Origin of the sequence: Raineyella fluvialis, assembly GCF_009646095.1 — a bacterium.
Lineage (GTDB): Bacteria > Actinomycetota > Actinomycetes > Propionibacteriales > Propionibacteriaceae > Raineyella > Raineyella fluvialis.
In genome coordinates, this window is record NZ_CP045725.1 from 1,928,502 (window position 1) to 1,941,417 (window position 12,916).

A 12,916-nucleotide genomic window follows, 5' to 3' on the forward strand; every position below is an offset into this window, starting at 1 on the left:
GGCGATCAGGACCCGAGGAATGCCTTCAGCAGGGGACCGGCGCTCGCCGCCCCGGAGGTCCCGTCCCCGACGTACGCGGCGACGGCGACCCCGTCGCGGTAGCCGATCATCCAGGCGTGCGTCTTCGGCGGATTGTCGGTGCCGTACTCGGCGGTGCCGGTCTTCGCGCCCGTCAGGGTGCCGCGCAGGGCGGAGGCGGTTCCGTCGGTCACCACCGACTGCATGATCGTCTGCAGTGCGGTCGCTTCCTGGGCGGTCAGCGGCGCCGCGTCGGCGGTGGGCCGGTGCGCCTCCAGCAGGTAGGGCACGACGGTGTGGCCGCCGGCCACCGAGGCGGCGACGCCAGCCAGCGCCATCGGGGAGGCCTCGACGAGACCCTGACCGATCAGGGCCTCGGCCCCGCCGACGGGGTTCGCCGGTGGCGGCACCGACCCGTAGAAGGCCGGGAACCCGGCGTCGTGGTCCTTGCCGAGACCGAGGCTGGCGGCGGCGTCGGTGAGTTGCTGGGGCGTGATCCGGTCCCGCTGGCCGATCATCGCCGTGTTGCAGGAGTTGCTGACCGCCATCCGCAGCGTGGTCCGCCCCAGACCGCGCGACGGGAACTCGGAGTAGTTGGTGAACGTACGGCCGTCGACGGTCACATTCGGTGGGCAGTCGAGGGCACTGTCCGGGGTCAGCCCGGAGCGGAGCAGCGCGAGGCTGGTGACGACCTTGAACGTCGACCCCGGCGCGAAGCGGCCGAACGTCGCGGTCGGGTTGGCGGCGTCGTCGGGGGAGGTGGCGGCCGCCAGCAGGGCACCGGACGTGGTGTCGACGGCGACCAGGGCGGCGGAGCCGTGGACGCCGGACAGCGCCTGCTCGGCCTTGGTCTGGGTGCTTTCGTCGAGGGTGGTCTCCAGTGCGGCCCCCGCGGTCGGCGTGGCGTTGAAGATCGCCGGCGGGTCGGCGGACTGACCGGCGGGGGTGTCGCGTGGCGCGATGATCACCCGGTCCCCGGGCTTACCGCGCAATTGGGCGTCGTAGCGCTGCTGCAGGCCGCCGACGCCGATCGGGTCGCCCTCCAGGATCGTGCCGCCCGAGGCCTTGGCCTGGTTGGCGTCGGCGGTGCCGACCGAGCCGAGTACGCCTTGGGCGAAGGTCGCGGTCGGCGCCAGTTGGCGAACGCCCTTCTGGATCCGCGCCCCGGGCGTGGCGATGAAGTCGGGGGAGACCTGGGCCCGGTCGGCTCGGATCGTCAGGGCGTCGACGAAGGCGATCGCGCCGGCGCCGTGCACGCGGTCGAGGTAGCGCTGCTGGTCGATCCCGAGGGCGGTGGCGATGCGGCGCGCGGAGTCGTCGACCTTGTCGGCAGGGATGGTGGACTTGTCGAGGCCGAGGGTGAAGGTGTCGCGTTCCTTGACGATGGGCACGCCGCCGTGGCCGAGGATCTGGCCGCGGGTCGCCTGGGTGCGTCGGTGCACCAGGCGGGTGGTGGCGGACAGGGAGGGGTGCACGGTCGTCGGAGCCCAGTCAAGTGCCCACTTGCCGCCGGTGCGGCTGTAGGTCGCGGTGGCGTCGTAGTGCCAGGTCCCGGCCGGGAAGGCCCAGTCGTACGTCAGGGGGACAGTGGCCTTCTGGCCGTTGACGCTGATCCGCCCGGGGGTGACCTGGGGCCTCACCCCGTCCATTCCGCTGGTCAGGGCGTTGAGGTCGGCGCCCGGGTCGGTCCCGTTGCTGGTGCGCAGGCCGGCCAGGTTGCCGGACTCCAGCCCGTGCTCCAGGGCCGTCACCTCCGTGGGCAAGCCCCACTGGGTGAGCGCGCCGCAGCCGGCCGTGCCGGTCAGCAGGATCAGGGTGAGGGCCGCGGGCACCATCCGCCGGGAAGTACGGGACACCCTGGCAGTCTTCGCCACCCGGGGGGTCACGGTCAACGAGTCCTCGGGACCGCGCTGGCCCGGGGTCACGCCACGTCCTGGGCGGGCGAGGAGCGGAACCGATCTCTGGCGCGCCGCCGCGCCCAGGGGGCACGATGACCCCATGATCACGGCGATGCACCTGCTCATCTACTCCGACGATGCCGCAGCGACCCGGGAGTTCTTCCGCGACGTCCTTCTGTTGGAGTCGGTGTCGGCCCGGGAGGCCGAGAAGGAGGAGACCTCCCCCGACGATTGGCTGATCTTCGCGGCCGGGCCGTGTGAGCTCGCCGTCCACCCCACCCACGCGGAGAGCGCCGGCGAGACGTACGACTCCCCGCGCCACCACAGCATCTCGCTGATGTGTGACGACCTCGAGGACACCATGGCCGAGCTCGCGGGACGTGGCGCCGTGTTCACCGGCGCGGCCGAGGACCTCGGCTGGGGCATCGCGGTGACGCTCCAGGTGCCGGGCGCCGAGGACATGCTGCTCTATCAGCCCCGGCATGCGACGGCGTACGCCAAGGGCCTGCGCGTCTGAGCCGGCCCGACTCCCAAGGCTGGGCTGGACTCAAGGCTGGGCCGGACTCAGGGCTGGGCTGGGCCAGGGGTGTGAGGCCCAGGGCCGGTCGGGGGCACCAGTGTCCCGGCCGCCGGCAGGCGAACGGTGAAGACGGTGTCGCCCGGCCGGGAGGTGCAGCTGACGGTCCCGCCGTGGGCCTCGACGACGGCCCGCACGATCGCCAGACCGAGACCCGTGCTGCCCTCGGTCGACTTCCGCGCGGAGTCACCGCGCGCGAACCGGTCGAACATGTGGGGCAGGAACCCCGGGTCGATGCCCGGACCGTTGTCAGTGACGGTCGCCTCGACCGCTCCGTCGGCGGCGCGCCGGACGACGATGCCGACCACCGTCCCCGCGGGGGTGTGCTTGCGCGCGTTCGACAACAGGTTGGCCAACACCTGGGAGAGCTGGCGCCGGTCGCCGTGGACGGTCATCGGATCGTCCGGGACATCGCACGTGAAGGTATGGTCCGGGCCGGCCGCGGTGGCGTCGAGCACCGCCTCCACGGCGAGCTCACTCAGATCGAGGTCGGCGAAGGTCGGCGTGCGCCCCTCGTCGAGGCGCGCCAGCATCAGCAGGTCCTCGACGAGTGCCGTCATCCGGTCGGTCTGCGACTCCACCCGTCCCAAGGACGTACGGCCCTCCGGGCTGAGTTCCTCGGTGAGCCGCAGGATGTCCGTATAGCCGCGCACAGCCGCCAGCGGCGTCCGTAGCTCGTGCGAGGCATCCGCGACGAACGCCCGCAGCTGGCCCTCGGTGCGGGCCCGAGCGGTCAGGGCGTCGTCCACGCTGTCGATCAGCCGGTTGAGGGCATGGCCGACATTGCCGACCTCTGTGCCTGGTTCGGCGAGGTCGCCGGGCACCCGACTGCTGCTCAGATCGACGGTGCCGGTCTGGAGCGGCATCGCGGCCACGTCGGTGGCGACCGTCGAGATGCGGGCGAGCGGTCTCAGCGAGCGGCTGATCGCCAGCGTGGCCACTGCCCCGGCCAGGGCGAGGGCGGACACGCCACCGATGAGCTCGGTCACGGTGAGGAACGAGACCGGCCCGTCCACGGTGCTGGTCGGCAGCCCGGTCGCCACCACACGGACCGTCCCGGTCGCGGAGTCGAGGACCGTGATGGGCAGCATCCGGTACTCACCGATCGAGAGCCTGACGGTGACCGGACGCGGCAGGCGTGGCGTGGCCTCTGGGTCACCGAGCTGGGCGCTGCCCGTCGAGGGCGCGAGCAGACCGGCGTCCGCGATCGTCTGCACGTCGGCCACGCGCAGTGCCGCCGCCGAGCCGTCCGGCACACGGTAGTAGGCGGCCACCGCGCCGTTGGTGTCGCGGACCAGGGTGATCACCCGGCTCGGCTGTCCCGGGGCGTCGATCGGGTTGCGGTTGCGTTCACCGTCGTCGTGGTCGCTGGGATGCGCGTACGAGAGGGAGCGCAGGGCGGCCTGCTGCAGGTCGGAGTCGAGCCGCTGGGAGAGGTTGTGGTGCATCACCGCGACGGTGGCGGTCCCGAACAGCAGCAGGATCGCCGCCATGATCGCCAGGATCATCGCGACCAATCGTGTCGTCAGCGAGAAGCGTCGCCTGCGGCGTCGGGTGGGCTGCACAGCGGTGCCGGTCGGAAGGACAGCGGGGGTGTGGTCCACCGCCATCAGACGGCGGGCTTCAGCACGTAGCCGACGCCCCGCACCGTGTGGATCATCGGCTCACGCCCGGCATCAATCTTCTTGCGCAGGTAGGAGATGTAGAGCTCGACGATGTTCGCCTGGCCCGCGAAGTCGTAGTGCCAGACGTTGTCGAGGATCTGGCCGCGGGTGAGCACCACCTTCGGGTTCTCCATCAGGTAGCGGAGCAGTTCGAATTGCGTCGCGGTGAGGTCGATGTCGTCGCCGCCACGGGTCACCTCGCGGGTCTCGACGTTCATCGACAGATCACCGACGACCAGTTCGGCGGAGTCCGCGTACGCCGCGCCCGACCGCTCGACCAGCCGGTGCAGCCGCAGCAGCACCTCCTCGATGGCGAACGGCTTGGTGACGTAGTCGTCGCCGCCCCGGACGAGACCGGTGATGCGGTCCTCGACGCTGTCCTTCGCGGTGAGGAACAGGCAGGGCACCTCGGGGAAGTGCTGACGGATCCGCGCCAGCACCTCGTCACCCTCGATCCCCGGCAGCATCCAGTCGAGGACGAGCACATCGGGAGCGTACGTCCGGGCCTGCTCCACGGCGTCGAGGCCGTCGTGGGAGATCCGGACGTCCCAATTGCACATCCGCAGCCCCATGGCGACGAGGTCGGCGAGGACCGCCTCGTCGTCGACGACGAGGGCGCGGATGGGCGAGCCGTCCGGATGGCTCAGCTTGGGCAGTGCCTCGGCGAGTGCGGCGAAGTTCTGGTGCGTGCTCATGCCGTCCCTCAGCGATCGTGCCGCGTGCGGCGGCGGTTGGTGGTGATTGCGGTCCCCGTGGTGATCTCGGTCCCGTGGTGACGTCAGTCTGGTGATCTTGCCAGTCTAGATTCCTCGCTCCCCGGGCAGCGGTGGGCGGAGGCTCTGCACCATGGCACGCGTCGATGGTGTGCGGGCCGCGTACGCAGGCTGTGCCGGTCCTGTGAAGGAGGGTCGGGGCGACGGTGGGAGTCGGGTCCGGAGGTGCCGAGGGTCGGTTGATCACCCCTGGCGCCGTACGCCACAGAGCCGGCACAGGATCGGCTGCTCGCCGGCACACACCAGGGAGCGACCGTCGTCCCATGACTGCGAACACCGCTCTGACGACCCTCGCCGGTCCACCGCACGTCGCGGCCCCCTGGACCGGCTCCGACCTCGACGGGGTGTCCGGTCCCGCCGGCTCCACTGATGGCCCTGACTGCCCGGACTTCCCCGACGGTCCGGCGGGTTCCGGTCCGAACGGCCCCCTGCGGCGGACCGGTGGCTCCGGTTCCGGAGGCGGAGCCGAGGACGTCGCCTCCGCCCCGATCGCCGGCTGGCTCGTGGCCGCCTCGGTCGTTCTGCTGCTGGCTGGGACCACTGTGCTCTACCTCTACGGCTTGTCGCGGTCGGGCTGGGCGAACTCCTTCTACTCAGCGGCGGCCCAGGCTGGCGGCACCGACTGGAAGGCCTGGTTCTACGGGTCGCTCGACGCCGGTAACGCCATCACCGTCGACAAGCCTCCGGCGGCGATGTGGTTGATGGGGCTGTCCGTCCGGCTGTTCGGGCTGTCCTCGTGGAGCATCCTGGCGCCCGAAGCGTTGCTGGGGGTGGCCTCCGTGGGGGTGCTGTACGCCACGCTGCGCCGCGTCCTGACGCGCGGTGACAACGGCACCCGTACGCCGCTGACCGTCCGCGCCCACGTCGCCGCACTCCTCGGCGCCGTCGTGTTCGCGCTGACCCCCGTCGCGGTGCTGATGTTCCGGTTCAACAATCCCGATGCGCTGCTGACGTTCTGCCTGGTGCTGGCGACGTACCTCACCCTGCGCGGAACCGAGCGGGCGAGGTCGCGCTGGCTGATCGGCGCGGGGGTGGTGATCGGTCTCGGCTTCCTCACCAAGATACTGCAGGCCTTCCTGGTGCTCCCCGCGCTGGTCGTCGCGTACGCCATCGCCGCGCCGACCGGATGGGCCCGCAAGGTCCGTCACCTGCTCTACGCGTTCGTGGCGATGGTCGTGTCGTTCGGCTGGTACGTCGCCGTCGTCGAACTGACGCCCGCCTCGCTGCGTCCCTACATCGGCGGCTCGCAGACCAACTCGCTGCTCGAACTGGCCTTCGGCTACAACGGCCTGGGCCGGATCACGGGCAACGAGACAGGATCGGTCACCGGCGGGGGTGCCGCGGCGGCCACCGGGGCCGGGGGCAACGCCGGCGGCATGTGGGGCCAGACAGGCCCGCTGCGGATGTTCTCCGGGGTCTCCGGGGGCATGGTCTCCTGGCTCATCCCGGCCGGACTGATCCTCGGCGTCGCCGCGCTCGTGTTCCTGCACGGCCGGAGCCGCACCAGCGTGTTACGCGCCGCGATCGTTGCCTTCGGTGGCTGGCTCGTCACGATGATGACGGTCTTCTCCTTGATGGCGGGCATCTACCACGACTACTACACCGTGGTGCTCGCCCCGGCCATCGGCGCCCTGGTCGCCCTCGGCGCGTACGTCGTCTGGGGCCGGCGCGGCACCCTCGCCGGGCGGCTCGTCCTGGCGGGCACGATGGCGGTCACCACGGTCTGGTCCGTCGTGCTGCTCAGTGAGGCGACGGGCGTCTATCTGGCCCTGCGATGGGCCGTGCTGCTGCTCGGCGCCGTCGCGACACTCGGCCTGCTGACCGTACGGGTCGTGGGTCGCGCGCTGCGGTCCACGGTGGCCGGCATGGCTCTGGCCGCGGCGCTTGTCGGCCCGACGGCGTACGCGCTGAACACCGCGGCCACACCGCACACCGGCTCGATCGTCACCGCAGGTCCGGTGAGCAACCGTGGCCCCGGCGGCGCGGGTCGCACGGGGACACGTACGTTCACCCGGAACGGGACGACGGGCGGTACGCCGCCTCAGGGTGGCTTCGGTCAGGGTGGCCCCGGCGTGCCTCCAGGCTTCAGCCAGAACGGGACCACCCGGAACGGGACCACCCAGAACGGCACCACCGGAGCCGCGGGCACCGGCCAGTTCCCGGCTGGCGGGCAGGCCGCAACGGCGGGAGGCGACTTCGGAATAGGTGGCTTCGGTGGGGCCGGTGGACTGCTCGGCGGCGCGCAGGTCTCGGCCGAGATGACGACGCTGCTGACCACCGACGCGTCCTCCTACACGTGGGTGGCCGCGAGCATCGGGTCCCAGAACGCCGCCTCCTACCAGCTCGCCACCCAACTGCCGGTGATGGCGATCGGCGGCTTCAACGGCTCCGACCCGAGCCCGACACTGGCCCAGTTCCAGCAGTATGTCGCCCAGGGCAAGATCCACTACTTCATCGCCGGCGGCATGGGTGGTCAGCAGAACGGCGGATCGTCCGCCGCCTCGGAGATCTCGTCCTGGGTGAGCTCCCACTACACGGCGAAGACAGTGGGTAGCACCACGGTCTACGACCTCACACAGCCGTAAGGGCCGCCAACTGCTCGCGAGCTCGGCGGGTGACCAAATTCGGCAGGTAGCTGTTGATCGTGGAGTGGTGCTCGAGAAGGTCCCAGGCGTCGTTCACGACGGTCGCGATCTGGTCGGGGTCGAACACCCCGCGATAGCCGGGCGTGAGTTCACGGACGATCTGGCTGATCAATCTGTCACGTTCTGCATCCACAGCTGCTCCTACCTTCGGGGCACTCCGTCCACTGCTCGGTCCCGTACTCAGGTCCGACGCAGGAGGGCGGGTCGGTTCTGGGGGCTTTGCCTGTGAAGGACCTACGCCTCCTCAGGGTTTACTCAGTCTACGCAGACGGTCAATCACTTGAGTGCCTGATCAACGTGGCTTGCGACACACAGCCGAGCGACACGTTCTTACGATCGGGTGCCTACCGCACCACGACACCCTTCCCTTTCGGGATCGGGCGCGACCTCGTCGGCACGGTGGCGTTCGCTCAGTACGCGGTGGTACCGGTTGACCGCCTCTACCACCTGCCCGCCGGAGTCGATCCGGCCCAGGCCGTCGGTCACCGAATCGCGCGGCACCGTCGTCCGACCCCGGAGATCGGGGTCCTGTCCGTGGGGGTCGCTAGGGTGGTGCCATGACCGAGGTGACTGTCACCCGCAATGATGCCGAGGGACGCTACGAGGCCCACGTCGGCGGGGAACTCGCCGCCTACTCGGAGTTCCAACTCGCCACGAACCTGATCGTGTTCTCCCATTCCGAGACACTGCCCGCGTTCGAGGGCAAGGGCGTCGCTTCGGCGCTGGCACGCGCGGCGCTCGACGAGGTGCGGGCCGAGGGTGATCGCGAGGTCCTGGCCATCTGCCCGTTCATCAACGGCTGGATGCACCGCCATCCCGACTACCTCGATCTGCTGTACAAGGGACATCCGCGCCAGGACCAGGAGCAGGTCGAGCAGGACTGATCGCGACGGGGAGGAACGTCATGAACCGCGCGGAACTGCTGGCCCAGCGCCTGGCCACCCAGCGGCTCACCGCGGATCCGGCCGATCCGGTCGAGGTCGTCCGTGAGTCCCTGGCCGTTCAGTCCCAGGACGCTCCGATGGCCCGCTGGTCCATCGGGATGCGCTCGGCGACGGACGGGAGCGCGCTGTCCGGTGCCGTCGACCGGGGCTCCATCGTCCGCACCCACCTGCTGCGCCCGACCTGGCACTACGTCGTGCCGGAGGACCTTCGGTGGCTGCTCGCGCTGAGCGCCGAGCGGATCGAGCGGTCGATGGGAGCTCGGCACCGGCAGCTGTGTATCACCGACGTGATCGTGGACTCGGCCTTCGACGTCCTGCGACAGGCGATCAACGACAGTGGTCCCCTGACCCGTCGCCAGCTCCACCCGCTGCTACCGCCCACCGGCTTCCCGGAGCAGGGTCAGGTGGTGGCGCACCTTCTCATGCTCGCCGAGATCCGGGGGCTGATCATCTCGGGACCGACGGCGAACGGTCAGCACACGTACGTCCTGATGGACGGCCTGGTCCCGCCGGTGCCGCACCGCCCGCGCGAGGACCTGGTCCGTGATCTCGTCGCCCGGTTCTTCGCCGGCCACGGACCGGCGTCACTGCGCGACCTCACCCGGTGGGCCACCGTCACGCTCACCGAGGCCCGCGCCGCGGTCGCCGACCTGGACCTGTCCTCGGCCAAGGTCGACGGCGTGGAGCTGTGGTGGGACCCAGCGGCGGTGCTGCCTGAGACGAGGCCACGGCGCGCCCATCTCCTGCCGACCTTCGACGAGGCGACGCTGTCGTACCTGGCCCCGACCTGGGAACGCAGCCCCGGTCACCCGAAGGGTGACCAGCCGCCCTCGTACGCCCGGGTGGGCGGAGGAGTGGTGATCTGCGACCTGGCCGAGGTCGGGCTGTGGCAGCGCCGTGCCGGCGGGGCGACGACCCGGGTGACGCTGGACCTCAGCCCGCGGGTGTCGTCGGCCCAGCGGGCGGCGATCCTGGCGGAGGCGGAACGGCTGGCCGCGTTCGAGGGACGGCCCTTGGAGCTGGTCGACTGAGGGTCAGGTCAGCGCGGTTCGTCCGGGGTGAGGCCGGGGACCGGGCCCTCACCGAGGGATCGCACCAGCCACGCCACGTCGCGCCAGGCGCCGTGTTTGAACCCGATGGAGGGCAGCAGCCCGACCTGGGTGAACCCGAACGACCGATGCATCGCCATGCTCGTCTCGTTCGGCTGGGTGATCACCGCGACCGCCCTCCGGTAGCCGCGCTCGGTCAGCCGATCGAGGAGGGCGGTGTAGAGGACGCGTCCCAAGCCCTTGCCCCGCGCGTCGGGGGCGAGGTAGATGCTGGTCTCGCTCGACCAGCGGAAGGCGACGCGTTCCTTGAATCGCCCGGCGTACGCGTAACCGAGGACCTCTCCGTCGACCTCGGCGACCAGCCAGGCCCACTGCCGCGCTGCCCGGGCCATCCGCCCTGCCATCTCCTCGACGGACGGCGGCGTCTCCTCGAACGTGATGGTGGTGTCGCGGACGTAGGGGGCGTAGATCGCCGCACAGGCTGCCGCGTCGGCCGGGACGGCGTCGCGCACGATCACCGGGGCGTGCTCCAGCGAGGTGGGAGCGGGGACGGGGGTAGGAACGCCATCACGGACCACGGGAACCATGGGCCCGATGGTAGGCGATGGTCCCACGTGGTCCGTGGTGGGTGTCAGAGGTTGTGGTGTCCGAGGTGCGGTCTCAGATGGTGAAGTCACCGGGCTTCGGCTGATCGGACGGCTCGGTGCCGGCGGGAGGGGTGTCCCCTGGCCCGGCCTCGCCCTCCTGCTTCTGCTCCAGCTTCTCGCTCAGGGTCTCCCGGCCCTTCTCGATCACGTCGTCGATCTGGTCGACGGTCTCCTTGACGACCTGTGCCACCTTGTCCAGGGTCTCGTCCAGACTCTTCTTGGCTTCGTCGAAGTTGAATCCCATGTCAGTGCTCCCGTGCTGGTGCGCCGCCGGGGACCGGCTGCTGTTGCTTCCAGGCTAGCCAGCACCGTGGCGCAGCGGCAGCGTACGTGACGCGGATCCGGGAGATCTGGGTGCTCGGCTTCGGCCGGTTCCGGGTCGGGTGGGTGATCGTCCCCCGGGCACACAGGAACCACACGAGAATCTCTCATCAGTGTCATGTCCAGCGCGGTCACGATGGAGGCGTTCCGTCCACCCCACCCAGTGCGGGAGCGTCCCATGGTCACACTCGTCGTCGCGGTCGTCCTCGGTCTGGCCAGCGTCGCCGTCAGCCGGGACCTCCCCGGCACGCGCCGGCTGCACCACCTGTGGCTACGCCGCGGGCCCGACCTCGTCCAGTACGTCCGGACCGCCCCGGCGACGTTCGTCACCCTGGCCGTCCTCGGCGTCACGACGTGGATCCTGGCCGGCACCGGTGACCGGTTGACCACCGCCCTGCTGCGCGAGATGAGTACGAACCTGCACCAACTCCAGCGCGAGCCGATGACCGTCCTCGTACGCAGCGCCTTCTGGGCCACCCCCACCGAGATGGTGGCCTGGCTCGTCCTGTTCGCCGTCGTCGCCGCCCCCATCGAGCACTGGATCGGCACCCGGTCCTGGCTGGTGGTGTTCTGGACCGGCCACATCGGAGCCACGTTGCTGGTGGCGGTGCTGCTCACTCTCGGGATGAACGCCGGCGTGGTGCCCGCGACGGTCGCGAACTCCATCGACGTAGGCGCCAGTTACGCGTTCTTCTGCCTGGTCGCGGTGGCGACGTACGCGCTGCCGGGACGCTGGCGGTATGGATGGGCCGCGCTGGTGGTCGGCTACGTCGCCCAGGGGATGGTCCTCACCACCGGGTTCACCGCGCTGGGACACCTGCTGTCGGTCGCCATCGGCCTGGCGATCGGACCGATCTTCCTGCGCCGGTCCGCGGCCACCGGATGGCCGGTGGTCCAGCTGGAGCGCGCCGGGCACCGACTCGGCGCTGTTGCGGCAACCCTCCGGACGCGCCGGTCAGGCCGCCCCGTCCCGGTGCCCGCCTTACTGGTGGACGCCTCGCATCAGGACGTCCGCGACGCGAGGACCGAGGAAGCGGCCCCGCGGATCCAGCCGCTCCCGCAGCTCGCGGAACTCCTCGAAGCGGGGGAGCGCCGTGAAGTCGAACAGGTCCGCATCGAAGTACTTGCCCCAGTGCGGTAGTCCGCCGAGCGCGGCCAAGGCCTGCTGGATGTCGCGGAGAAGGGCGAGTGAGCCGTCCGGGACCGAGCCGTCGGGTCGCTGGTAGACGACGAACCCGAACCAGACCACCTCCCGTGCGTACGCCGACGACAACCACGCCTGCGAGCGGCCGGTGGGCCGGAGGATGACCGGATAGTGCAGCCGGAATCGTGAGGCGTCGATCACCTGCGCCAGCGCAGCCATCGCCTCGTCGAACCGGGTCAGCGGCACCCCGACTTCCATGTTGATCTGCGGGGCGGGGATGCCGTTGCGGAAGATCTCGACCAGATCCCCGGTGGTGTCGGTGTAGTCGAAGAACCGCCCGACCGTACGCTGCGGGGCCGCATCGTTGTCGTGATCGCCGGTGTCGTCGCCGAGCCGGGCCTGGGTCGCCTCCAGGATCGGATTGAGATCCGTGTGCGGCGAGGAAGAATGCGCTGAGGCCAGCGGTGTGGAGGCCAGTGCCGGGGAAGTCTGCGGCCGGACCTCCCAGACGTGCGCCCGATCCTCCTCCACCCACCACCAGGCTTTGACGTGGTCGGAGCGTCGGTTCCAGGCGCTGAAGCCGTCGCGGAGCTCGCTGCCCGACGTCGTGTACTTGGCGCACCGGTAACGAGTGTTCGGCTGCACGGCGAGGGTCACCCGGGTCAGGACACCCAGGCAGCCCAGGTGCAGGAGGAACGCCCCGAACCCCTCGTCGTCCGCCGTCACCTCGTGCTCGGCGCCGTCGGCCCCCACGTACGTGACGGCGCGGACGGCGTCCGCCAGCAGGCCCTCGCCGAGCCCTTGGGCGTGGGTGCCGGTGCCGAGTGCCCCGGCGACGGTCTGTTCGGTGATCACCGGGGGACAGACCGGCAGCGTGAGGCCCCAGTCGCGGACGTGTTCCCAGACCTCGGTGAGGGGGCAGTCCGCGGTCACCGTGACCGTCTGCTCGTCGAGGTGCAGGATGCGCGGGCCCCTGCTGCGCAGGTGGAGCGCGATGCCGTCCGTGCCGTCGATCAGGGTGGGGTAGCTGAAGCGGGAGCCGAGGAGCTGCACCCGGCTGTCCGCGTGGGCGGCCAGCAGCCCCGCGACCTGGCCTGCGTCTCCAGCGGCGTACGACCTCTCCGGCAGGGCCAGGGTCGTCGTTTCACACCAGTTGCGGGTCGGCAGAGGGGAGGAGGTCGTCACCGCAGCATCATCCCATCGGGGGAGGCGACGGTCGGGGGTGCTCACGGATGC

11 protein-coding genes and 1 pseudogene are annotated in these 12,916 nt (G+C 70.7%); 5 read left to right on the top strand and 7 right to left on the bottom strand.

Annotation, left to right across the window (positions count from 1 at the left end; all coding sequences use genetic code 11):
* Window positions 1-5 precede the first annotated feature (5 nt).
* Window positions 6-1,874: a penicillin-binding transpeptidase domain-containing protein gene (locus Rai3103_RS08750; RefSeq protein WP_194793063.1), complete on the bottom strand. Its 1,869-nt coding sequence runs from the start codon at window positions 1,872-1,874 to the stop codon at window positions 6-8.
* A 142-nt stretch (window positions 1,875-2,016) separates the two neighbouring features.
* Between Rai3103_RS08750 and Rai3103_RS08755 the strand changes: the two genes are divergently transcribed.
* Entirely contained in the window at window positions 2,017-2,433 is a 417-nt protein-coding gene (locus Rai3103_RS08755) for a VOC family protein (RefSeq protein ID WP_153572274.1), read from the top strand.
* Window positions 2,434-2,480: 47 nt separating this feature from the next.
* On the opposite strand, the gene Rai3103_RS08760 is transcribed toward Rai3103_RS08755, so the two are convergent.
* Both Rai3103_RS08760 and Rai3103_RS08765 read right to left on the bottom strand, forming a co-directional pair.
* Window positions 2,481-4,097 carry a sensor histidine kinase gene (locus Rai3103_RS08760; RefSeq protein WP_228488809.1) on the bottom strand — a complete coding sequence of 539 codons (1,617 nt, stop codon included), beginning with the start codon at window positions 4,095-4,097 and terminating at the stop codon, window positions 2,481-2,483.
* 5 nt (window positions 4,098-4,102) lie between these two features.
* The gene (locus Rai3103_RS08765) at window positions 4,103-4,852 is read right to left on the bottom strand and encodes a response regulator transcription factor (RefSeq protein WP_153572276.1); all 750 of its coding nucleotides are present in this window, start codon (window positions 4,850-4,852) and stop codon (window positions 4,103-4,105) included.
* A gap of 341 nt (window positions 4,853-5,193) precedes the next feature.
* Here Rai3103_RS08765 and Rai3103_RS08770 point away from each other — a divergent pair, with 341 nt between their 5' ends.
* Window positions 5,194-7,515, top strand: coding sequence for an ArnT family glycosyltransferase (locus tag Rai3103_RS08770; protein WP_153572277.1), 2,322 nt, complete (start codon window positions 5,194-5,196; stop codon window positions 7,513-7,515).
* Here the strand turns inward: Rai3103_RS08770 and Rai3103_RS08775 are convergent.
* The gene (locus Rai3103_RS08775; RefSeq protein WP_153572278.1) at window positions 7,502-7,708 is read right to left on the bottom strand and encodes a three-helix bundle dimerization domain-containing protein; all 207 of its coding nucleotides are present in this window, start codon (window positions 7,706-7,708) and stop codon (window positions 7,502-7,504) included. The two genes, Rai3103_RS08770 and Rai3103_RS08775, sit on opposite strands and share 14 nt — an antisense overlap.
* A 424-nt stretch (window positions 7,709-8,132) precedes the next feature.
* Here Rai3103_RS08775 and Rai3103_RS08780 point away from each other — a divergent pair, with 424 nt between their 5' ends.
* Window positions 8,133-8,459: a GNAT family N-acetyltransferase gene (locus tag Rai3103_RS08780; RefSeq protein ID WP_153572279.1), complete on the top strand. Its 327-nt coding sequence runs from the start codon at window positions 8,133-8,135 to the stop codon at window positions 8,457-8,459.
* A 20-nt stretch (window positions 8,460-8,479) separates the two neighbouring features.
* The gene (locus tag Rai3103_RS08785; RefSeq protein WP_153572280.1) at window positions 8,480-9,550 is read left to right on the top strand and encodes a winged helix DNA-binding domain-containing protein; all 1,071 of its coding nucleotides are present in this window, start codon (window positions 8,480-8,482) and stop codon (window positions 9,548-9,550) included.
* 8 nt (window positions 9,551-9,558) lie between these two features.
* Here the strand turns inward: Rai3103_RS08785 and Rai3103_RS08790 are convergent, their stop codons facing one another.
* Entirely contained in the window at window positions 9,559-10,155 is a 597-nt protein-coding gene (locus tag Rai3103_RS08790; RefSeq protein ID WP_153572281.1) for a GNAT family N-acetyltransferase, read from the bottom strand.
* Between the two features lie 73 nt (window positions 10,156-10,228).
* Complete coding sequence (locus tag Rai3103_RS08795; RefSeq protein WP_153572282.1) at window positions 10,229-10,459, bottom strand: hypothetical protein; 231 nt, start codon at window positions 10,457-10,459, stop codon at window positions 10,229-10,231.
* A gap of 255 nt (window positions 10,460-10,714) precedes the next feature.
* On the opposite strand from Rai3103_RS08795, the pseudogene Rai3103_RS18740 reads away from it, so the two are divergent.
* Window positions 10,715-11,392, top strand: a pseudogene (locus tag Rai3103_RS18740) (rhomboid-like protein); the annotation flags it as partial.
* A 126-nt stretch (window positions 11,393-11,518) separates the two neighbouring features.
* On the opposite strand, the gene Rai3103_RS08800 reads toward Rai3103_RS18740, so the two are convergent.
* A complete protein-coding gene (locus tag Rai3103_RS08800) occupies window positions 11,519-12,865 on the bottom strand; it encodes a D-arabinono-1,4-lactone oxidase (protein WP_194793064.1) in 1,347 nt (448 codons plus the stop codon).
* Window positions 12,866-12,916: the final 51 nt, after the last annotated feature.